Origin of the sequence: Paenibacillus sp. FSL R7-0272, assembly GCF_037969905.1 — a bacterium.
Classification (GTDB): Bacteria; Bacillota; Bacilli; order Paenibacillales; family Paenibacillaceae; genus Paenibacillus; species Paenibacillus polysaccharolyticus.
In genome coordinates this window covers 4,741,533-4,763,836 of sequence record NZ_CP150221.1, presented here as the reverse complement: position 1 = coordinate 4,763,836, position 22,304 = coordinate 4,741,533, and the positions used below count along the sequence as shown (strand labels likewise).

At 44.6% G+C, this 22,304-nt stretch carries 16 protein-coding genes and 1 pseudogene; 13 read left to right on the top strand and 4 right to left on the bottom strand.

All coding sequences use genetic code 11. The features are described from left to right. Nucleotides 1-81: 81 nt before the first annotated feature. Together MKY23_RS21085 and MKY23_RS21080 are read left to right on the top strand one after the other, a co-directional pair. Nucleotides 82-1,125: a BtrH N-terminal domain-containing protein gene (locus MKY23_RS21085; RefSeq protein WP_186812236.1), complete on the top strand. Its 1,044-nt coding sequence runs from the start codon at nucleotides 82-84 to the stop codon at nucleotides 1,123-1,125. 210 nt (nucleotides 1,126-1,335) lie between these two features. Next, nucleotides 1,336-3,396, top strand: a complete 2,061-nt coding sequence (locus MKY23_RS21080; protein ID WP_339831996.1) for a methyl-accepting chemotaxis protein — start codon at nucleotides 1,336-1,338, stop codon at nucleotides 3,394-3,396. Between the two features lie 236 nt (nucleotides 3,397-3,632). Here MKY23_RS21080 and MKY23_RS21075 read toward each other — a convergent pair whose 3' ends face one another. The 3 genes from MKY23_RS21075 to MKY23_RS21065 all read right to left on the bottom strand — a co-directional run bounded on the left by MKY23_RS21075 (nucleotide 3,633) and on the right by MKY23_RS21065 (nucleotide 6,539). Beyond that, complete coding sequence (locus MKY23_RS21075) at nucleotides 3,633-4,628, bottom strand: hypothetical protein (RefSeq protein WP_154983314.1); 996 nt, start codon at nucleotides 4,626-4,628, stop codon at nucleotides 3,633-3,635. A 265-nt stretch (nucleotides 4,629-4,893) separates the two neighbouring features. Continuing rightward, complete coding sequence (locus tag MKY23_RS21070) at nucleotides 4,894-5,958, bottom strand: hypothetical protein (protein ID WP_339831991.1); 1,065 nt, start codon at nucleotides 5,956-5,958, stop codon at nucleotides 4,894-4,896. Nucleotides 5,959-6,176: 218 nt separating this feature from the next. Then, nucleotides 6,177-6,539: an iron-sulfur cluster biosynthesis family protein gene (locus tag MKY23_RS21065; RefSeq protein ID WP_221790322.1), complete on the bottom strand. Its 363-nt coding sequence runs from the start codon at nucleotides 6,537-6,539 to the stop codon at nucleotides 6,177-6,179. Nucleotides 6,540-6,590: 51 nt separating this feature from the next. On the opposite strand from MKY23_RS21065, the gene MKY23_RS21060 reads away from it, so the two are divergent. From MKY23_RS21060 to MKY23_RS21030, 7 genes are all read left to right on the top strand, one after another. Beyond that, on the top strand, nucleotides 6,591-7,523 hold the full coding sequence (locus MKY23_RS21060) for a metallophosphoesterase family protein (protein WP_221790319.1): 933 nt from the start codon (nucleotides 6,591-6,593) through the stop codon (nucleotides 7,521-7,523). Nucleotides 7,524-7,613: 90 nt separating this feature from the next. Beyond that, nucleotides 7,614-8,642, top strand: a complete 1,029-nt coding sequence (locus MKY23_RS21055; protein ID WP_090915238.1) for a LacI family DNA-binding transcriptional regulator — start codon at nucleotides 7,614-7,616, stop codon at nucleotides 8,640-8,642. Between the two features lie 128 nt (nucleotides 8,643-8,770). Further along, the gene (locus tag MKY23_RS21050) at nucleotides 8,771-10,363 is read left to right on the top strand and encodes a glycoside hydrolase (protein ID WP_339831986.1); all 1,593 of its coding nucleotides are present in this window, start codon (nucleotides 8,771-8,773) and stop codon (nucleotides 10,361-10,363) included. Between the two features lie 293 nt (nucleotides 10,364-10,656). Next, complete coding sequence (locus MKY23_RS21045; RefSeq protein WP_339831984.1) at nucleotides 10,657-13,635, top strand: beta-galactosidase; 2,979 nt, start codon at nucleotides 10,657-10,659, stop codon at nucleotides 13,633-13,635. Nucleotides 13,636-14,195: 560 nt separating this feature from the next. Next, on the top strand, nucleotides 14,196-15,533 hold the full coding sequence (locus MKY23_RS21040; RefSeq protein WP_339831981.1) for a glycoside hydrolase family 43 protein: 1,338 nt from the start codon (nucleotides 14,196-14,198) through the stop codon (nucleotides 15,531-15,533). A 33-nt stretch (nucleotides 15,534-15,566) separates the two neighbouring features. Beyond that, the gene (locus MKY23_RS21035; protein WP_339831979.1) at nucleotides 15,567-17,411 is read left to right on the top strand and encodes an RICIN domain-containing protein; all 1,845 of its coding nucleotides are present in this window, start codon (nucleotides 15,567-15,569) and stop codon (nucleotides 17,409-17,411) included. Between the two features lie 198 nt (nucleotides 17,412-17,609). Then, entirely contained in the window at nucleotides 17,610-17,951 is a 342-nt protein-coding gene (locus MKY23_RS21030) for a hypothetical protein (protein ID WP_339831977.1), read from the top strand. A 225-nt stretch (nucleotides 17,952-18,176) separates the two neighbouring features. On the opposite strand, the pseudogene MKY23_RS21025 reads toward MKY23_RS21030, so the two are convergent. Continuing rightward, a pseudogene (locus MKY23_RS21025) lies at nucleotides 18,177-18,524 on the bottom strand (HTH domain-containing protein); the annotation flags it as partial. Nucleotides 18,525-18,651: 127 nt separating this feature from the next. Here MKY23_RS21025 and MKY23_RS21020 point away from each other — a divergent pair. From MKY23_RS21020 to MKY23_RS21005, 4 genes are all read left to right on the top strand, one after another. Next, a complete protein-coding gene (locus tag MKY23_RS21020; protein ID WP_336120756.1) occupies nucleotides 18,652-19,209 on the top strand; it encodes a GNAT family protein in 558 nt (185 codons plus the stop codon). A 127-nt stretch (nucleotides 19,210-19,336) separates the two neighbouring features. Then, nucleotides 19,337-20,092, top strand: a complete 756-nt coding sequence (locus MKY23_RS21015) for an exodeoxyribonuclease III (RefSeq protein ID WP_336120755.1) — start codon at nucleotides 19,337-19,339, stop codon at nucleotides 20,090-20,092. Between the two features lie 396 nt (nucleotides 20,093-20,488). Beyond that, complete coding sequence (locus tag MKY23_RS21010) at nucleotides 20,489-21,064, top strand: hypothetical protein (RefSeq protein WP_336120754.1); 576 nt, start codon at nucleotides 20,489-20,491, stop codon at nucleotides 21,062-21,064. Between the two features lie 184 nt (nucleotides 21,065-21,248). Further along, complete coding sequence (locus MKY23_RS21005) at nucleotides 21,249-22,226, top strand: diaminopimelate dehydrogenase (protein ID WP_090915217.1); 978 nt, start codon at nucleotides 21,249-21,251, stop codon at nucleotides 22,224-22,226. Nucleotides 22,227-22,304 lie beyond the last annotated feature (78 nt).

Sequence of the window (22,304 nt, the reverse complement as noted above, 5' to 3'; positions counted from 1 at the left end):
ACCACATGGCAGATGGATATAACCGCTTTATTCTCATAGATTCTTTACAACACATGATAGCTAAAGAAAGGAAGATAACATGTGGCATCTAAAAAAATATTGCCTATGAAGTATCCTTGGATTACGTCTCTTCCCGTGTTCGCTAACACAAACGCTATACTGGTCAATTATGAGGATTATTACCCGTGGTTTATTCATAGTCATATTCAACTCGTGGCATGGGAGACTCCAGAAGTATACATACAATTCTATACACCTGTTTTTCGAGAGTACTATAGATTGTTTAAGATGCATCATTACGAAAAAAGGGTTTTGTCTAAATGGTGTGATAATATAGAACAATTTATTATTGATGCAATAAATGAGGGGCATTACGTATATTTGAGTATTGATCAATACTACATTTCATCCTATGAAAGTTTTGGTAAGAGGCATGGAGCACATGATATGCTAATTTATGGATATGACCAACAAAGACAAGTTTTTTATATAGCTGATTTTTTCAGAACTATTTATTCTTTCGAGGAAGCTAATTTTGAAAGCGTTAACAAGGCGTTTCTTAGTCCTTATTCCGAAGGAGAGTGGTTTAAAGGTGTACAACTTTTGAAGCTTAAAGATCATAAAAGAGAGTTTAAGCTTGATCTTGAATATCTAATAAAACAATTAAAAGAATATCTATACAAGACTAAATCCTCTGTCGACTATAAGTTAATTGAAGAACCAGGCAAAGACTCAGATAGCTGGGGGATCGGCGTTTATTCTTTTCTTATCAATCACGTTAGAGGGAGTAAAGAGTTTGTTTTCAGTCTTGTTAGATCCGTACATTTGTTATATGACCATAAAGAAGTCATCTTAAGAGGGCTAGAATATCTAAATAATCTAAACTATATTACCGATTATGAATTACATTCTGAAGCATACAGAGATATTAAGAAGCAGTGCTTGATTCTAAGAAATCTCTGTCTAAAATATATGTTCTCAGAGAGTAAGCAGGATATACAACATGTTATTCGTTTGATAAGCCAGATTGAGATGAAGGAAAGGATAGCAATACAGAAAATAATTTTAGATCTTGAAAATATAAAATTAGACCAAGGTACTCGCGTTTGTCGTTTAGACGAATAAGAGTTGTGCACCTAAAATCAAAGATGACATCGGTATTTACCAGCGTCATTTTATTGTGTTTTCGTTGTAATCATTCGTAGCTCATTTAAGCTAAGAAATTTCTTGATACAAACCCTCCACTGACTTACAAATTGTCTGATCCATACCGATATTAAAATATCAAACATTATATGGGTTCATACAAAATCGGGATGGATGGTGGAAGTATTTATGTTTTTTGCAAAAGCAGGACAGCGACTAAGGAATATGTCTTTTCGGGTCAAATTACCATTAATGATCAGTCTTCTCGTGTGTATCGTACTGACCGTAACGGCTGTGCTGTGTTATAAGGTAGCTGAAGGCATTACACAGAAAAAGAGTAAAGATGAGATTCATGCCAATTCGGATCGAATTGGAGCAGGGCTGTTCACCTCCCTTCAGTTATCCAAGCAAGCCGCATTTCTAATGACCAAACATAAGGATTTTGAACAATTGCTGGCGATTCGGAGTGCGAATCAAGGGCAAGAGGCAAATGTCTTTTTCGAGGAAAATCAGAGCTTAATTAGTGAATCCAATGATATATTAGCTCAAAGTTTAGAAGGTATTGAGGGCGCTGTTGTGCTCATGCTGATTGATAAGAATGGCACGGTAGTCGCAGCGAACGACCCTAAGGCCGTGGGCGGAGATCGGGCAGATCGGGTTTATTTTAAGGAAACAATTCAAGGACGTCAAGTGATCAGTGAAGGTATCATTTCCAAAACGCTGGGTACACTTGGCACAGTCTTTGCCTCCCCGATGTATGATGAGAATCAGCAAGTCAACGGGGTTCTTATTGCTACGATATCCACTTCATTTTTTGTGAACCAATTGCAGAACGTCAAGATTAACGACGAAGGTAAAGTGATTGTTCTGGATCGGGTGGGTAAGGTGATGTATCACTCGGCAGATGCAGATATGGCAGGGAAACCGTTAGAAAGCGGGGAATACAAGTCTCTTGTGGATTTGGCTCCAAGTGATAAATTACAACAGGGCGAGGTAAGCACGGACGAGAAAGTGGTGTTTTATTCCAAAATTCCACAATCGGATTGGACGATTATTGTTGAGGATTCTTATATAGACGTCAATCAACCATTAACGAGCATGGCGAATAAAATGTATATTGTTCTATTCAGTTCCATAGCCTTCTCAATAATTGTAGGTATTCTACTCTCACGGGTGATGACAAGACCGGTTACATCCATTACCACACTGTTTAAACAGCTTGCCGGGGGAGACTTGACGGTACAGGCGAAGGAGAAATACAGTGGGGAGTTCGGCGAACTCGCGGATAGCTTTAATACGATGGCTGAAGGAAACAGACAACTGATTGCCAGTATGAACGCTTCTATTGGTGTTTTGAATAAAAGTACGGCGGAACTGGATCAGTCTGCACAGCAGACATCTACATCGATTACCGATACCACAGCCACTGCACTTGAAATATCCCGTGCAATGGAGTCGCAGGCTAACGATACAGAGGCGATCGTGGATCAATTTATGAGTGTGGGCGGCAAGATTGTACATGTCAACGAGATGTCCCAGTCTGTCATGGCTAAAGCGGATGAAATTACCGATGCATTCCGAGATAATCATGAAGTGATCGATGCCCTTATCGCCGTTAATGATCGGAATGAAGCAGAGGTAAGTAACATTTCAAAGATTACTGTTCAACTTGCAGAGAGTTCATCCGGTATTCAACAGATTACAAGCACCATTGCCGAAATTGCGAATCAGACTAAACTGCTTGCGCTGAATGCGTCCATTGAAGCAGCGCGAGCGGGAGAACAGGGCCGTGGTTTTGCCGTGGTGGCCTCCGAAATACGCAAGCTGGCAGAACAGACAACCGCGCAATCCGAAGATATTCATCGCATCGTTATGCAGACAATTGAACATGTGGAGCAGAATAACCAGAGTGTACAGGCCATTGAGGCCATCGCCGAGCAGCATAAGAGCAGCGTGATGCAAACCAAGGAAACCTTTAATTTTGCAACGCGAAATATGCAAAATATGATGAATCAGGTGCAGGCGATCGCCTCCGAGATCGAGTCCATTGAACGGGATAAGGACGAAGTCCTTGGCGCCGCTCAGAACTTGTCCGCTTCGGGTGAGGAAGTATCCGCATCCATTGAAGAAGTCACCGCCACCATGGAGGAGCAGTCCGGAATGACCGAGCATTTGGCGGAGCTGGTGCAGACCATCGATGCTTTGACCAAACAGCTCGCTGAGGAATCGGCACGGTTTAAAACGAGCTAGTAAGGATTTATTTCAAGAATAAGGCTGTGGGATGACATAGCTCGACATTCTATGTATGCTTTGTATGAAAACATAAACTCCGGTCAATTTTAAGACGTACTCTTTGTATAGGACATTATGAAAAACTAGACCACTTGTTGAAGCTGCTATCTGTATTTTACAGGTGGCAGCTTTTGTTTTACCAATATGTCGTTGTGGCAATTTTTCAGTCCAAACGAGGAGGTTACCTTTCCCAATTAACGTTCTAACTCCAATAGCACTTTCCTTAATGATTCTTTTTCTATTTCTTGTATATCACTCAATAAATTTCTTATTTTTGATGATATTGAATCACGAGGTTTTATGGAATTTTTCAATGAAATATTTCTGATAAGTTCAGACTTTAGTTTTATTTTCTTAAAATTTTCGTGATGTTTATCGGATATATAACCATTTTCTATCAAGAATTTAATTTTATTAAACATTAGTGATTTATGGATCTCAATAACATGAAAAAATCTGAAGTCCATCTCTTCCATTGAAATTGAACTATTTATAATTGAATCGTATATTTCTAATCCATACTTAGATTTAACATTGTGTGAAAGTGATAGAGAAAGGTATGGTTTATACGAGAAACGGGAATTTAGATAATCTTTGAGTTCAACTTTTACAAGCTCCTTATTAAATGGTTCATTTACATTATTGCAGTATTGGAAAAGTGTAATTCCATTGCTGTGATCCCATTCAGTTGGCAGGTTTAAATAGGCTTGCTCTACTTCATTATAAGGTATTTCAGTTGTTTGATACCTCAAAGAACTATCCTCTGCTAAGGTAAAGTCAGAAAGAAAAAAAACTCCCTTCAAATCGTCATAACCAGAAATCATCGGATCATGGGCAACATGGTTTTTATTATAGTTGGGATAACAAGAAATGAAGAACTGATCAACAAATAAATAGATATAGTAATTTAGATCTATACATTCTTTGAAGAATTCTATAATATCTTTATGCCAGTATGTTATTGATTTTCTGTTTATTTTCTGATCTGAGATGAATGGGCAAGAAATATACTTAAAGGTAATGATAGTATCATCCCCATTCAAACCTTGAGCTAGTTCCAAAGTTAAAAAATTAGAATTTAACCAAGGTATGTAATTTTGAGAGCCTGCGGATAGGATTGAAAAAATATGCCCATTATAAGACCACGGAGCCACAATTGGTTTTCCAAGAGGTAGTATATTAATTGACATCGTTAAAACTCCCCTTTGATTTATAATGAATAAATGTAATATTATAACATTATTTCAATCTCGTTCATTTGTCAACATTTGGAATAATGATTCAAAATTAAGAAAAAGATAGACGTGTTTTTTATGATCTGAATGAAACAGGGGTTAAGAACTTCTCCAAGAACGCCATTGTCTCCCAAGTTGAATCTACTAACTCGATAAGGAGGAGGTTCTCGGTGCGGTACACACAATCCGCCTTCAGGCGAGAATACCAAGGGATCAAATCTCATTTTTCGACAAACTCCGATACCAGCGTGAAGTTATTGATGAATCCTTCTTTTTGCAAAAAAACAGTCTTAATCTCGTTCGTTTTCATATCATAATAATAAATGCCTCGCTCAGTACTTCCATTTCCTTTTTCCCCAAGAAAATAAAATCCGTTACCGTCTTTGTCCAGAAATAATTCACTACTGGCCTTGATCGGAAGATGAAGTTCCTTTCGTTGTCCTGTCTTCAGATCCACAAGACTATATCCGATGGGCATTTTGTTAATGTGTTTTGCCGTTGCGATGAGAAGCTGGTTTCCTCTTGCGGATAAAGTGAGAATCTGTTCATCTTTGAGTTTGATGATTGCACGAGTTTGACTCGTTACGGGATCAATTTCGATAATGGTATGACTTGGTGGAACCATCGGTTTTTGGGTCTGATTTGATTTCTCCATCTGCTCATATTGTTCTTCCTCAGAGTATTGGATGGCGTATGCTTTTTCTGTTTCTGGATCATATGCGATGTCCCATGTGGTCGTATCTGAATCTTGCTCATTTAATATCGAGATTTTTTGTGTTGCTTTATCCAGAAACATGACCTTTACAGGGCGTTCTCCTTTTTGCACAGCAGCCATCATTAGTGTATTCTCAGTGACATCCGGGATTATTGCATTTATCGCAAATAAATTAGAACTTAATTGCTGCACTTGCTGTGTTCTCATATCATAAGCGAATAGCTCATCCCCTTTATTTTTGCCCTCACCCGAATAATACGTGGTGTCTTCTGCCAACGAAACTACGGTCAAGGGATATTGTGAGTTATATGGCAAGTCAGTCATTTTATTGAGAGCTTTGGACTCTAAGTCGTATGTATACACATTCATTTTCATTCCATCCGCGGAATCTGTCCCATTGACGTATTCGGTGTTCGTAATGGAAAGGTATTCGCGATTCTGTGCTTCGCCAGGCTTAATTGTTGGTGGAGGGGCTTTAGTGCTACTTTCACCGCTACTGCATCCTGAAATAAATATGAGTGAGATTATGAGTACGGGAATAGCTTGGTACAGGATATGGAAGTTTCTCATCGGTAGTCCTCTTTTCTTGAGTGTTACTGTGTTTAGGGCGCTTGTAAAATAAACGTTACAAGTCGTAGAAGGGTTTGGTTATCAATCAACATAATAATATAAAGAAATTGCTTGCTCTGGAATTTGGTTAATAAAGTAGATATACCAACAAAACCTCTCTTTCCGCAACATTGTGGGAGAGGGAGGTTCTGTTTCTAATCTTCATCCATGCAAAGTGATTATTTAATAGACCAATCCGTAGATTCAGACGTTACGTTAGCTACATCCCGCAGATCATGCACCTTTACGTTACTTCCGTAAATCATTGAATCACTGCTGAGACGGAAGGAAGGGAAGTTATTTTCGGATTGCAGACGTAAACAGGCTTCAAAGTGAATTTTTTGCTTTTTATTAATCACAAACGGAAGCGAACCTGCCTCAATAGGCACGTCATCACTGTCTCGTTCATTTAAGATCAGAAGTACCGCAATTCCATCAGAACTGCAACCATCAGTATCATAAAATAACTTGAAAAAGCCCGGCTGGTCGCCCAGTTGTTCAACCAGTCTTTCTTCTGCCTGCGGACTCACTTGAATGATCATGGCGTCGTCACACTCCTTTGTTTCCCAATGAATTCGCTTACAATTTAATATATGGACCATAATTGCCGATTAGAATGTAAAATAATATATAAGGAAAGGGGGAGAGGTAAGTTGAAAATACAGCAACTGAATCATGATCCCATTGAACATTATGCGTATTTGAATGCGATTCCTGGCGGCGAGGTCATTCAGGCTCAGCTTCCGATCTATCACGGTACATTAGATGGCTTGCCTAAAGGTATCGATGCACTGATTGTCACTTCGGATTTGCAGGGAATTGAACCTGTGATGGAGAAGGAATCTGATGCCGCTTCTGACACATGGGCTACGGATAAGCTTTTGGGTGAGATGTTGCCTGCCTATATTCGTCTGCTGATGGAGGTGGAGTGGCCTGAGCTCGATCCGCAGAAGACGGGTGTGCTGTTATGTGGAGATATGTATGCCCTGCGCGGGAAAAGGGGAGCGAGCGGCAATCCGGTTCCCGTCTGGCTTGCCTTCAGGGCAGCCTTCGGCTGGGTTGCCGGCGTCCACGGCAACCACGATATAACCGATGATGCAGACGCTCATCGGTTACACCACAGCGAGGGCATCCATTGCATGGATGGACCAGCTGCAATCATTAGCGCTGGCCACCCACCGGATGGCCTTGCGCCCCACGCCGCCAAGGCGCGTCAGCTACGCATCGCGGGCCTTGGCGGCATCATCGGCAGGCCTGACAAGCCGAACCGGCTGCCGGCAGAGCCGTACCTGCAATCCGTGCTCAAGTTGCTGAAGCAGCAACCGGATTGCTTGCTTTTGCACCAAAGCCCGGGCATCGCCGAGCTTGGGCTTAGGGGTGAACCGCTCATCCGGCAGGCCTTGGAGGCCGGGCCGGAGACGCTGGTGTTCAGCGGGCATACCCATTGGGATATGCCTTTGGTTCAACTGAGCAACGGCACACAAGTAGTGAATGCCGACAGCAAGCTGTTTATTTTCACACGCTAGGCATCTTGTAGAATGAAATGCATTTCATTCGTGATATCTTATCTGGTATGATAAGCAGGTAAATAGAGAAAAAAGGAAGGTTTCCCCCCTATGACATCGATCACCATATATGATATTGCGAAAGAAGCAAACGTATCTGTATCGACCGTCTCCCGGGTGTTGAATGATACGGCTCCGGTTCGTGCCAGCACGCGAGAGAAGATAATGTCGATTATCGAGAAACATCAGTTTCAACCGAACGCTCAGGCACGCAGCCTGATCAAGAAAGAGACGGGCACCATCGCCATCATTTTGCCGGATATCACCAACCCCTTTTTCCCTGAAGTGTTCTGGGGGGCAGAGAATGAAGCACGTGGACTCGGGTATACGTTCTTCTTATGTAACACAGCAGGGGACTCTAATCGTGAGTCTGAATATCTCTCTATTTTGCGTGAGAAACGGGTGGATGGCATTATCTTTCTCGGTGGACGTATCAATTTACAGGTCTGCCCTGATAACATGGCACAGGAATTGATGGATATGAGCAGGCATATGCCTATTGTGCTGGTCAATGGTAACATTGCCAAGAGCGGACTTCACCGGGTATACACAGACGAGGGAGCCGGTGCGGCTATGGCTGCAGAGCATCTACTTGAGCTGGGGCATCGGGAGATTGCTTTTGTCGGGGGAATGAAGGAGCTATCTACCACGATGGTCAAGGTGAAAGCGGTACAGAAGAAACTACGTGAACATGGGATTGAAATACCAAAAGAACGCCAGCTGTTAGGTGGTTTCTCGATTGACGACGGCAAGCGGGAGATGTCCAAACTTCTGCAGCAGGACAATCCGCCAACGGCAGTGATCTGTGTCAACGACAATAATGCGATTGGCGCGATTAAATCGACCATTGAGTATGGTTTGTCGATCCCGAAAGATATTTCGATCATCGGTTTTGATGATACACCGCTAGCGAGTGCCGTGATCCCTGAACTGACAACGATATCCCAGAATACGTATCAATTGGGCAAACAGGCCGTGGATATGTTACATGATCTGATCAATCAAGGCAAACCGAAGAAACAGAATGTATTGGAACCTAGGCTGATTATCCGCCAAAGTACAGGACCTGCCGCCCGGTAGTAGGTCTGCTTCTCCAAAAAAGAAAGCGTTGACATTTATTTGAAGCGTGAAATATAATGAGGGCGTAAATGAGACCCTTTTCATACTGTGGAACGGGTTTTAATTTTCAACTTAATGAAACCGATTTCATGAAATGGGTTTCAAAATGTACACAACACGAGCAACTTCACAAAATGAACTACATCAACTTAGAAGATCTATGGATCACGAAAGAAGGAGTCACGATGGCACATCATGAACAGCGTTTCAGGGGCAGACGAGGTTTGGTATTCGCAGGTACAGCTTTGCTGGCCTTGGTAGCGGTAGGAGGAATGGCTATCAATCATTATATGAATTCAACTCCCAAGGCACTTGTATTCCAGGAAGATCCGGTGCGTCTCAAGCTGGAGCAGTCGTATGATCATTTTGAAGGCTGGGGTACGTCGCTGGCTTGGTGGGCGAATGATCTCGGTGGCTGGAAGGATCAGGCGAAGGTGGATGAGGTTATGGATCTGATATTTGATCCGGCCAAGGGCTTGGGACTTAACATCGTTCGTTACAATATAGGCGGTGAAGAGAACCCGGAAATGAACGCGCTTCGTCCAGGTGGTGACGTTCCAGGTTTTCAGCCTGAGCCGGGCAAGTGGGATTGGGAAGCGGATGCGGGTCAGCGTTCCGTAATGCAGGGTGCGATCAAACGCGGAGTCAACATCACGGAGGCCTTCTCCAACTCACCACCGTATTGGATGACGATTAGTGGCTCGGTCACTGGTGCCGAGGATGGCGGTAATAATCTGCGTGAAGATCAGTATGATGCGTTCGCCGACTATTTGACGGAAGTGGTGAAGCATTATCGGGATACGTGGGGCATTACATTTCGCACCCTTGATCCGCTGAATGAACCTTCGGCTAACTGGTGGAAAAAGGGGAATCAGCAGGAGGGCAGTCATTTCAGTACTGAGAAACAGGCCGAGATTATTAAGAAAACGGCCGCTTCTCTCCAAAGCAAAGGACTGGATGGCACGGTAATCAGTGCTGCGGACGATAATAGCATCGATGAGACCGTATTTAATTTCAGCCTGTATGACCAGGATACGATCGATGCGGTGAAGCAGATGAATACCCATTCGTATAACGGCAGCAAAATGGAAGAACTGCGTGCTCTGGCTGATAAACTCGGCAAAAAGCTGTGGATGTCTGAATATGGCACCGGCGGTACCGAGCCGCATAACCATGAGGACATGACCTCGGTACAGGAGCTGGCAGACCGTATCATGTTTGATCTCAAAATCATGCAGCCTTCCGCCTGGGTATACTGGCAGGCTGTTGAAGACGAAGGAGCGAATAACAACTGGGGTTTCATTCATGCGAATTTTAACGGAGATGAACAATATGAGATGACCAAACAATATTATGGTATGGCCCAGTTCACGAAGTACATTCGTCCAGGCGCGGTTATTATTCCGACGGATGAAGGCAGAACACTTGCAGCTTATGATGCCAAGGCACAGCGGCTTGTACTGGTGATTCGGAATGAGTTGTCAGCGGAAAACAAAGCATTTGACCTGACCGGCTGGGATGTTGCCAAAACAGGCTCCGCCCAGGTGTACCAGACATCACCGGAGCTCAATATGCAGAAGCTGGAGGATATCCCGGTGTACACTAACGGCATTGAAGTGCCAACCGCAGATAACTCCATCACTACTGTCGTGCTTGAAGGTGTTTTGCCATCTGCAGAGTAATAGCGGAGAACAGTCCCGATCTGCAAGTTGTTCTGTGTCATTGAAGTGCGGCGTATGAAGTTGAACGATCTGGTTTGAATGAATAATTTACACATTAACGGAGAGGGCAGAAATAACTGGAGGAAGCGGAGCGTTCGCATTTATCACCGGATTTTTCCCTTGAATAAGGGAATCAAAAAAATCTGGGGATAACAGCGATCTGCAAGTTATTCTGGCATCGGAGTGTTCCGTGTAAATATGTACTTCAATTGAGAGCGTTCTTTATCTATAAAAAAGAGAAGGAGGGGATCGCGTTGACAGAACCAACATCACTTTTGTTTCAAGAACAAGAGAATAACAAGCTCAGCAGCAAGAATGATGTTCATACGGAGCTGACATATGATGCGCGCAGCTTTTATCTAAACGGTGAACGTATCTTCCTGAACAGTGCGACCATTCATTATTTCCGTATGCCTAAGGAAGAATGGCGTGATGTCTTAATGAAGGCCAAGCTGGCAGGAATGAACTGCATTGATACCTATTTCGCATGGAACGTGCACGAACCGGAAGAGGGACAATGGTCCTTCGAAGGCGATAACGACTGCGGTGCATTTCTTGATCTGTGTGCAGAGCTAGGTATGTGGGTTATTGCACGACCGGGTCCGTTTATTTGCGCGGAATGGGATTTTGGTGGATTTCCGTACTGGTTGGGAACGAAAGAGAATGTAAAATTCCGTGAAAATAATGAAACGTACCTTCATTATGTGCAGCTCTACTTTGATCAGATCATCCCTGTTATTCGTAAGCGTCAATTGTCTGCCGGAGGTACGGTAATCCTCGTCCAGGTCGAAAACGAGTACGGTTATCTGATGGATGATGATGCGGCAAGCACACATATGACCACACTTAGAGATGGGATACTGGAACGAGGGATAGACGTCCCGCTGATTACATGTGTTGGCGGAGCGGAAGGAACGATTGAGGGAGCGAACTTCTGGTCTGGTGCGGATGGACATTATGCTAATTTACGTTCGAAACAGCCAGATACACCAAAGATTGTTACTGAATTCTGGACCGGCTGGTTTGAAAATTGGGGAGGACCTTCGGCAATCCAGAAGACGCCTTCTCTGCTGGACCGAAGAATCATGGAAATTCTGCGAGCCGGATATACGGGGATCAGTTATTACATGTTCTACGGGGGCACTAATTTCGGTGGATATGGTGGAAGAACGCTGGGTGACAGCGATATATTCATGATCACATCGTATGATTACGATGCTCCGCTGAGTGAATATGGACGCGTGACGCCGAAATATGCAGTGACGAAAAACCTGTCTTATTTTGTGCGTGCGTTTGGATCACTGCTGATGGAATCTGAGGAGATCGTAGCTGAAAAGATTCAGGTTCGGCATCCGGGCGGCATTTCCGTACGAGGGAGGCAGGCGGAGGAAGAAAAAATCTGGTTCGTGGAGAGTCACAAGGATGAACGTGAGACAGTGAGCGTTACGCTTGAGGAAGGCCGTACGTTGCCGATATCGATTCATCCGGGACAGATTGTTCCATTGCTGGATCGTGTGCAAATTGCTGAACAGGTGTACCTTACCGCAGGAGCTTTAATAACCGGTAATGAGATGATTAATGGAGAACTGACGTTGTTCATCACAGCTGACCGTGGACAACGCTCGGTGGTTGAATTGGAACTGGGTGCAAAACAGGACGCGATGGCAGGAGGATTGATCCTGAAAGAAAGCACGATGCAAGTACTGATTGAACAGGATGCGGGGAGAAATGCATATCGTTTTGACCTATTCCATTTTCAGGAGCCGGGAATAATGCGTTTTGAAGCGAGTGGCATCGCCATTCGGTTCATCATTCTGGATCGTGACGCGATGAATCGCACATGGCGAATGGAATCTGCTGATGGCAAAAGCTTGCGTTATGCCATCGGTTTTGACGATGTGGATGTCACGGCGTCCGGGCAAGTGAAAGGCATGATCTCTGATCCCGAGCGTACAACGATGTTGCTGGGCGACTGGCAAGATGGCGAACAGACACGGACTGGACGTGAGTTTTTTACTCAAGAAGTGGAGACACAGCCTGAATCAGCATCTATTGCAGTTGAACATCAGCCTGCTTGGGTGATTCCTGCAGCGCCTCTGGCTCCGGTGTTGTGCAAATCTCCTGAGTTCTCCCGTGTTACATTAACGGCAAAGCAACGCTCTGCGAGCGGGCATCCTATCGATTTTTCCAAGTACGGTCAGGACTTTGGCTATCTGTTGTATGAATGCGATTTTGATAGTACGGTGGATGGAATGATGAATCTCGTGCTGCCTAACATACAAGATACCGCGAGAATTATCGTTAACGGTGCTGAGCAAGCGCTAGTGCGCCAGGTTGGTGCGGCGGCTGTTCCCATTCAGGTAACTCAGGGGCAGAATACGTTGCAAATGCTTGTACAGCATATGGGCCGACTAAACTTTTCTCCTTATCTTGGGGAACACAAGGGTGTGACAGGAGCGGTGTACCTTGGTGGGCAAGTACAGGATATTCGCCGCGATTGGCAGATGGAGTCAGAGACAGATACGAGTACAGGAACAGAAATAGGAACTATACATTTGGATGAAGTGAACTCCATTCGGGGAAGAACGGTGCTTCGTCAAAGTTTTACGCTGGATGGTATGGATCGGGCTGTACTTGTGGGTGCTCCGAGCAAAGGTTTGCGTATTAACGGCATTGAAATTCCGATGCCTGCTTATCAGGACTGGTTTGCGTTCCAGACGCTGGATATATCCGGCTACGTGAAGCCTGGCGTTGTAAATACGCTTGAGATGCCATATAGTCGGTCACCACTCAATCGACTTGAGCTGATTACTTATCTTCATGAGGGTGAGCTTCAGGATTGGCGAATGGCTGGTACGGATGCGTTACTTCCTGCGTCATGGGAGTCATGTAATCTCTCAGAGGATACACCAGGAGTGACTACACCGGGCGCTTCATACGGTCAGCCGGTATGGTATCGCTGGCGTTTTGCCAAACCTGTCACAGCCGGGCATCACAAAGTAAACTTGATGCTTCGCTTGACGGGCATGAGCAAAGGAACGATTCATGTCAACGGACACCATTTGGGCCGATACTGGCAGATTGGGCCGCAGGAGGACTACAAAATTCCTGTTGCGTGGCTGAGGGAAGAGAATGAACTGCTCATTTTTGACGAGGAAGGCAGAACACCCGAACGGGTAAGATTGCTGCTGGATGAGATGTCACGATATCCGTGGAGTACAGTGGGACAATAGAAATAGCAACTAAAAATAGCATGTAAAATAGAAGGGAAATACAGAATTTAAAATAGAATTGAAAATAGAAGTAAGAATATAAGTAAGAATAGAACTAGAAATTAGAAATCTTTTAAGAGCCATGCATCTAAGATGTATGCAATAGAGCAAGTATAAATAATATTGGATAACGATAGCCCTAGGTGTTAGCAATAGCCTTAGACTGTAGGAAATTGCCCCTCATTCTTATATATAAATCTAAATCATAGGAGAATTTGGTATAGATAGCGACTCTTGGTTCAAACTGATTTATATGAGAATGAGGGGGGTTAAGCGAATTCATAAAGAAAGAAAAGTAGCAGTGCTTCATCTCTATGTTCAAGAGAGGGAGACAAAGATTATATTTTGTAAGCGTATACATAAAGCGTGTATTCCTGTAAAGGGGGTGATGTTTCATGTAAATGGGACGGGAGCAGATACCGTAACAGCTTCTTGGCAAAAGGAAGTATGTTTATGCACACACTTCGTTCAGTCAGAAGGTAGTCCAATATGATTCTTATGCAGGATAAGGAGCTGGGTTCATGTTAACCAAAAGGAAACGCAGGGCACAGCGATGGGGCAAACATAGAGCTGTACTCCTACTCACGTTAGGATTGTTGATGATATTCACGATCACATTCCCGATTACGGTGAAAGCAACAACCAGTGTGTATACGATGACGGCTTTTACGAACACAAGCGAGTCCAACATGTATATCTATGAGTCATATAACGCGAAACACTACGGTTTGCTGAAAGGTCCAGCATATACCCCACCTGCGGCGGACTTAATTCGCGATCCCAGCATCATGAAACACACCGATGGTTTGTATTATGTGGTGTACACCACCAACTGGTCAGGCAATACGGTTGGTATCGCGTCCAGCCCGGACAAGATGAATTGGACGTTTGTCCGCAATATTACGTTGTCTACTACAACCCCGATTGCCCATACCTGGGCACCGGAATGGTTCAAAGACACGAATGGTAGTGTGAACATCATCGTCTCTCTCTCTCCTGGCAACTATGAGAACTTCAAGCCACATGTCATCACCGCATCAGGAAGCAATCTGGCATCCACAACGTGGTCTGCACCTGCGGTGCTTACAGGTCTTGCTTCCAATTATATTGACACTTTTGTAGTAAAGACAGGCTCGACCTATCACGCGTTTACGAAGAACGAAACGACTAAATACATTGAATATGCCACGTCCAACTCGCTGAAAGGGCCATACACGTTTAAAGGCACAGGTAATTGGGCGGGCTGGGGTTCCTGGGTAGAAGGACCGGCGTTGATCCAACTCGATAATGGTTCTTGGCGAATTTATTTTGATGGGTATGCAGATCACAAATATTATTACAGCGACTCGGCGGACAACTTTCAGAGTTGGAGTGGCAAACAGGAAATCGCGGGTCTGTCCGGCATGGTACGCCATATGACCGTACTGAAAGAATCCGGTCAGCCGGGTGATATTCGCAAGCTTGAATCGTTTAACGTACCAGGCAGTTTCATTCGTCACTATAACTATCAAGCTCGGATTGATGCCAGCGTGAGTCCAGCAGAGGATGCTCAGTTTCGGATCGTTCCTGGTTTGGCGAATGCGATGGGCATCTCGTTTGAAGCGATGAATTATCCTGGTTATTTCCTGCGCAATAATAATGGCAATGTTGTGCTGGTGAAAAATGACGGCAGTGCTACGTTCCGCAATGATGCGACGTTCAAACGGGTTAACGGGCTGGCAAATGCAAACTGGACTTCGTATACCTTATTTAACAATCCGAATCTGTATCTGAGACATTATGATCAAGTGTTACGTTTGCAACCTGTTGTCACGGCTCTGGATAAATCCGATGCAACTTTCCGGGAAATTGCTCAGTGAATGGCTTAACTAAAATGTCTAAGGAGTGATGAGATGAAGTGGTTGAAAAGAATGAGTGCGGTGCTATTAAGTGGAACACTGCTGGTTGGAAGCTTGGGTTCAGGGTCCGAAGTATCGGCTGCTGGAGCTTATACGGCTGTGGCTGATCCATCGAAACAATATCAGACGGTGGAAGGTTGGGGAACATCGCTGGCTTGGTGGGGCAAGGTCGTTGGTGAATATTCAAATCGGGATGAATATGTGGAGAAAATGTTTAATCCAGCGACAGGAATTGGCATGAACATTCTGAGATATAACATCGGAGGCGGGGATGACCCTTCATCCAATGTCCTTGAATACCGTAAAGCGGTTCCTGGTTTTCAACCTTCTCCAGGTGTGTACGATTGGACTGCCGATGCAAATCAGCGTTACATGTTGCAAGCTGCCAAGGCACAGGGAGTCAACATCATTGAAGCTTTTGCTAACTCGGCACCTTACTGGATGACGATCAGTGGCGGTGTCTCAGGAGCACCGAATGGCGGTAATAACCTCAAGCCGGATTATTATGATGATTTTGCTGATTATTTGACGGAGGTTGTGAAGCATTTCCGGGATCATTGGGGCATTACATTTGATACGGTGACCCCACTGAATGAACCAATCTCGAATTGGTGGAAACAAGGGAATGATCAGGAGGGCATGCACTTCGGCCTTGCTGAGCAGAATGCGATTCTAAGTCAGGTTCAGGCATCTTTGATTGCCAAAGGACTAACCACCAAGCTGAGTGCACCGGAAGAAAACAATCTGGATGATACCAACACCTCCTATAAAAGCTACAGCACTGCCGTTCAATCAGCGATCAGCCAGATTAACACACATACGTATAATGGTAGCAACCGGACAGCAATGCGTAATACGGCAGCATCTGCGGGCAAACACTTATGGACATCCGAATACGGAGATGGGGATGCAAGTGGCCTTACCATGTCACGTATCATTCTGAAGGATATGCGTAACATGGGGGCTACGGCTTGGGTGTACTGGCAGGCCGTAGATAGTGCGGAAGGCTGGGGATTTTTCAAAAACGTGCTGAACAATACAAAAACGACCAGCTATACGGTTAATCAGAAATACTATGTTATGGGGAATTACAGCAAATTTATTCGTCCAGGTTACAAGATCATTGGTATGAGTGATGCGAATACGCTTGCGGCGTATGATGCGGCATCCGGCAAAGTGGTACTCGTTACAACAAACTCGGAATCTACCGATACTTCGGTAACCTATGATTTGAGTCGCTTCTCAAGTGTAGGTTCGTCCGTACAAGTGTACCGAACTTCGGCAACGGAGAAATTACAACAGCTTACGAACATACCGGTCCAAAACAAAAAGTTTACAACGACGTCTAAAGCGAATTCGGTAACTACTTATGTGATCTCTGGCGCAGCCTACAGTGGCAGCACAGGGTATGAAGCAGGGGCTATTTACAAGCTTGTTAACCGTAACAGCGGCCTTGTACTGGATGTGAATGGTGCTTCCTCAGCCGGAGGCGCGACCATTATTCAATGGAATGATAACGGAGCAGCCAATCAGCAATGGAAGTTGGAGCCGGCAGGCAACGGATATTACACCATCCGGAACGTTGGCAGCGGATTGTTGCTTGATGTCAATTCCGGTTCCACACAGGGCGGAGCATCGCTAATTCAGTGGCAGGCTAACGGAGGTTATAACCAGCAGTGGTTGCCGATTGATGTAGGCGGATATATTGTTTTGGCTAATCGTAACAGCGGCCTTACTGTCGATATTAATCAAGGATCGATGAGTGCGGGTGCTTCTACGATTCAATGGGAGGATAACGGCGGAGCGAATCAACAATGGAGTCTGGTTAAGGTGAACTAGAGTACAATCTCTTCGGTAGTGGCATGATGCACGAGGAACAGCTTGCTTATAGCAGGCTGTTTTTCATTTGAGAGGATCTACTGGCTTAGCAATTCGGGATTGCAACAAAATGAATCTCCCTTACGTTACAAAGGATATACCATTTTTACTGGGGGGATACAAATGAAGCATAAATTCATATTAAGTAAGATGCCAGTTATGTTAGTAACAACTCTGTTAGTAACGACCCTTATTCTCATCGGATGTGAGACTGAAGGTGACCGTGAAGTCATGACTACCGGTGATGCAGGGATTTCAAATGAATCTGTCCAACAAAAAGTACATGAGGAACCCAATTTCGAAGCTATAGTTCTGGAGAAAAATGAATCAACGATAACCGTATCACCTACTAAAAGTACGGAACAACAATACATATTGGGAACGACAGGAGTAGATTATAGTGCTCAGGTTGGTGACGTAGTGCGGGTTTGGACAACAGGTCAGTATGAGGATAGTTACCCTAGTCGAGGGGTAGCTACCAAAATAGATCAGGTGAAATGAAGTTATAGTTATAGTGGATACATCTGCCTTTTGATGTCTACTTAACCGGGCTATGACCACGTGCAAGCTGCTCTTTTTTTCTATAATGTAACCCTAATCCCCATACTGTGCAGCCATGGCTTGTAACTTGGAGCGAATTTGATCACGGACCTGCGGGGGATGCGTCACATGGGCATCTGTTCCCAAGCCAAGAAAGAAACCGACCACCCAAGGGGTGTAGCTTAGTTTGAGGTCACTGGATAAATAATGGAAAAACTTGCGTAACGCACTTTGTACTTCATTGTTAAAAGGTAGAGATTTATAGTTCTGTAACGATTGAGCGGCAAAAAACAAAGCCATAGCTTCATGCTCGGAAAAACTGATGGGTGGGAGCACCTTTTCTCCTAAAACACGATAACCACCATGAGGACCCACTTCGGAATAAAGGGGGATGCCCAGTCCGCTTAATTCCGCCAAATCTCGAATCATGGTTCGACGTGATACTCCGCATTCATCAGCTAGTTCTTGTACGGTAAACGTTCTGCGTTCATTCACTAACATAATTAACTGAACAAGCCTTTGTGCTTTGTGCATATATACTCCCTAAAATTTGTGATCATTCTATTATATGACTTGGTTAGATCTAGTTGACGTAGTAAAATAACACAGGGACTATAACATACATAAATGGAAGAGATTTCGCATGTAAAGGAGATTACGTATGAATACATTATTTACATTTGACACGTTTCCGCAAATAGAGACAGAGCGATTTATGCTCCGAGCAGCAACAGATCGTGACAGTGGAGATCTGCTGGCACTGTACTCAGATGAGACTGTCGTCGAATATATGCCCTTCACGCCATTCGAATCCGAACAGGATGCGCTGGATGAGATGAGCTGGTATAAGAAGATTTTCAATCAACAGACGGGTTTACGCTGGATGATCGAAGATAAGCAGTCTCATCAAGTCATTGGAACGTGCGGATATCTGGAGTATGAAGAGCAACATCATCGCGCAGAGATTGGTTATGATCTGCTTTCATCGTGCTGGGGCAAAGGGGTGATGACTGAGGTTGCTCGAGCTGTGCTGGAATTTGGATTCAACCAGATGCAATTGAACAAAATTGAAGCGAAGGTGGACCCGGGAAATGAGGCGTCCATTCGTCTACTGCATAAGCTGGGGTTCCGGCAGGAAGGTCTGTTGCGGCAGCATGAGTTTGAGAAGGGCAGATACGTTGATCTCGCTGTTTTCTCGAAGCTACAGAGTGACAACTAGCCCCTGTCTTCCATTTCCATGTCCATCACATACTCAACTCCCATCTCAGTCCTTGTCACCATAATGTGATGTCTTGTCCCGTGAATCAGGCTCATGTTATATTGGAGAGATGTGAGGGGATGAGAATATGAAGCTGGTGTCCTGGAATGTGAATGGACTTCGAGCGTGTGTGAATAAAGGATTTATGCATTATTATCAACAAAGCGAGGCCGATATTTTCTGCCTTCAGGAGACGAAATTACAGGCTGGACAGATCGAGATGGATCTGGGCGAAGACGTCTATCAGTACTGGAATTATGCGATCAAAAAAGGATACTCCGGCACGGCTGTATTCAGCCGCATCAAGCCATTGTCTGTGTATTACGGTATGGAAGAGGACTGCGAGCCGGAAGGCCGGATGATTACGCTGGAGTATGATGCCTTTTATCTGATTAATGTCTATACTCCCAATGCCAAACGTGATCTGACCCGGCTGCCTTACCGTCTGGAGTGGGAAGACCGCTTCCGGTCCTATGTCCTGCAACTGGAGCAGACGAAACCTGTAATCATCTGTGGGGATCTGAACGTGGCTCATCAAGAGATTGACTTGAAGAACCCGAAGCCAAACATGGGTAACTCGGGATTTACGGATGAGGAGCGCGGCAGGATGACCGACCTGCTTGCATCAGGATATGTGGACAGTTTCCGTCATCTGCATCCAGATCAAACCGATGTGTACAGCTGGTGGTCGTATATGCCTAAGGTCAGAGAGCGGAACGTGGGCTGGCGCATTGATTATTTTCTTGTGTCCAATCAGCTTGCACCAAGTGTAGCCGAAGCCTATATCGACTGTCATGTTATGGGCAGTGATCATTGCCCGGTAGGCGTTAAGCTGAAACTGTGAGAACACACACTTAGCAAACAGAACCTGACAACCGTTTGTATCCCGATAAAGGGATGCAGGCGGTTTTTTTACGTTATCCTGCGCCTCAGAGGTAGGGGAGAGGAACTGGACTTTGGTTGGGGAAAGGACTGGACTCCGGATTGTTTCAATCCCGCCATTTCTTGGGTACGATTGAATCATACATATATTATAAATTGAATTGTTCAATGATACAGAAGGAGGAGGGTTGTATGAAAAAGTTCAAAGTCATCACCCGATTCCTATCGATCCTTGCAATAAGCTGTCTGATATCTTTGACGGTGTTATCGTTGTCAGTCATCTGGATTGACATATCGTAGATGCGTACACATTATTCAGCAGACAATGGAGTTCGACTAAACGAAGGAGTGATTTTTAATGGTGAAAAAGAAAAAAGTTTTGCTGGCCTGCGCTGCGCTGGCTATGATGGTGGCTTTAAGTGCGTGTAGCAGTGCTGCTGACGAGCCCAAAGGTGAATCTGAGAAGGTAAATAGTGAAGCAACATCTGGAACCGCTGAGCCAGCTGTCACAGAAAATACAAGCGAAGCAGCAACAGGTACAGGCACAGAAGCCGCATCCACACCGGCCACTTCGGAATCCTCCGCAATTAAAGGTGAAAGTAGTGCGGCGGAAGGCATGCCGGAATACTTGCCTAAAGATTTTCCACTACCAGACGATGCTAAGATTACAACAGCGACTTCCGGAGAGACTGAAGGGAAGAAATCGGCAATGATGATTTTTACTACGGAACAGGACATGAAGACGGTATCGAAGCTGTACAAGGATTATTTTACAGAGAAGAAACTGACAGACTCCGGACAGCTGATTGATGAAAAAAATATTGTTATTCAAGGGACTGATCCGGATACGAAGCAGGAATGGTCTATGATCGGTGGAGCACTGGCGAGTCAGGAAGGTGTCGTTGAACTCACGTTAACCTGGTCTGAGTCGTAAAATCAAAATAGAATCTTTATACATGAACTTGTTTATTTACCCACACCTTGTGGTGGTACAGCGTTAAAGCTGTCCCTCTGCAAGGTATTTTTGATTTACATCTGGAAACCTGACAAGTTACATGTTATGTTATATCCTTAGATAGACTTATAGACAAAAGATTCAGACAGGGAGAGGATTAAACATGATTAAAGTTGGTATCGTAGGTTACGGTAACTTGGGTAAAGGTGTCGAGAAAGCAATTACCCAGAATGATGATCTAGAGCTGGTTGCTGTATTTACACGTCGTAATCCAGAGCAAATGGTGGCTGAAGGTACAGAAGTTCGCTTTGAGCATATCTCTGCGGCTGAGCAGTACATAGGCAAAATCGATGTCATGATCTTGTGCGGTGGTTCTGCGACGGATTTGCCGGAGCAGACACCTGTAATCGCTAAGCTGTTTAATACGGTAGATAGCTTTGATACCCACGCAAAGATTCCTGAGTTCTTTGAAGCTGTGAATGCGGCGGCTGAGCAAGGTGGACATGTAAGCGTGATCTCAACAGGCTGGGACCCAGGCTTGTTCTCGATGAATCGTCTTCTCGCGCAATCTATTCTGCCGGAAGGGAAAGAGTATACATTCTGGGGCAAAGGGGTTAGTCAGGGTCACTCCGATGCTATTCGTCGTGTACCTGGCGTGAAAGCGGGCGTGCAGTATACGGTTCCTGTAGAAGAAGTGATTGACCGCATTCGTTCAGGTGAAACACCAGAATTGTCCACACGTGAGAAACATCTGCGTCAGTGTTATGTGGTAGCAGAAGAGGGTGCGAACCAGGATGAGATTCGTGAAACAATTGTGAATATGCCTAACTATTTCTCGGACTACGATACGACAGTTACCTTCATCAGTGAAGAAGAATTGAAATCCGAGCATGCAGGTATGCCACATGGTGGCTTCGTTATTCGCAGTGGAATTACAGGTAACGGACAAAAACAAATTATCGAATTTGGTCTGAAGCTCGACAGCAATCCAGAGTTCACCGCAAGTGTACTTGTGGCATATGCACGTGCGGCGCAGCGTTTGAGCAAGGAAGGACACAAAGGCGCGAAGACGGTATTTGATATCCCGCTGGGTCACCTTTCTCCAAAATCCGCTGCGGATCTCCGTCGTGATCTGCTGTAATCTTAGTTAGTTCGGTAAAATAGTCTTAGAAAAATAGCTAGTCCTTCGGTGGAAGGAATAGCTATTTTTCATTGTGCG

Excerpts from the sequence above, each read along its gene's own strand:
- MKY23_RS21015 (WP_336120755.1), top strand. The coding sequence starts at position 19,337 with ATGAAGCTGGTGTCCTGGAATGTGAATGGACTTCGAGCGTGTGTGAAT.
- MKY23_RS21070 (WP_339831991.1), bottom strand. The coding sequence starts at position 5,958 with ATGAGAAACTTCCATATCCTGTACCAAGCTATTCCCGTACTCATAATC.
- MKY23_RS21055 (WP_090915238.1), top strand. The coding sequence starts at position 7,614 with ATGACATCGATCACCATATATGATATTGCGAAAGAAGCAAACGTATCT.
- MKY23_RS21040 (WP_339831981.1), top strand. The coding sequence starts at position 14,196 with ATGTTAACCAAAAGGAAACGCAGGGCACAGCGATGGGGCAAACATAGA.
- MKY23_RS21060 (WP_221790319.1), top strand. The coding sequence starts at position 6,591 with ATGGACCATAATTGCCGATTAGAATGTAAAATAATATATAAGGAAAGG.
- MKY23_RS21075 (WP_154983314.1), bottom strand. The coding sequence starts at position 4,628 with ATGTCAATTAATATACTACCTCTTGGAAAACCAATTGTGGCTCCGTGG.
- MKY23_RS21020 (WP_336120756.1), top strand. The coding sequence starts at position 18,652 with ATGAATACATTATTTACATTTGACACGTTTCCGCAAATAGAGACAGAG.
- MKY23_RS21050 (WP_339831986.1), top strand. The coding sequence starts at position 8,771 with ATGAAATGGGTTTCAAAATGTACACAACACGAGCAACTTCACAAAATG.
- MKY23_RS21030 (WP_339831977.1), top strand. The coding sequence starts at position 17,610 with ATGTTAGTAACAACTCTGTTAGTAACGACCCTTATTCTCATCGGATGT.
- MKY23_RS21005 (WP_090915217.1), top strand. The coding sequence starts at position 21,249 with ATGATTAAAGTTGGTATCGTAGGTTACGGTAACTTGGGTAAAGGTGTC.
- MKY23_RS21010 (WP_336120754.1), top strand. The coding sequence starts at position 20,489 with ATGGTGAAAAAGAAAAAAGTTTTGCTGGCCTGCGCTGCGCTGGCTATG.
- MKY23_RS21065 (WP_221790322.1), bottom strand. The coding sequence starts at position 6,539 with ATGATCATTCAAGTGAGTCCGCAGGCAGAAGAAAGACTGGTTGAACAA.
- MKY23_RS21035 (WP_339831979.1), top strand. The coding sequence starts at position 15,567 with ATGAAGTGGTTGAAAAGAATGAGTGCGGTGCTATTAAGTGGAACACTG.
- MKY23_RS21080 (WP_339831996.1), top strand. The coding sequence starts at position 1,336 with ATGTTTTTTGCAAAAGCAGGACAGCGACTAAGGAATATGTCTTTTCGG.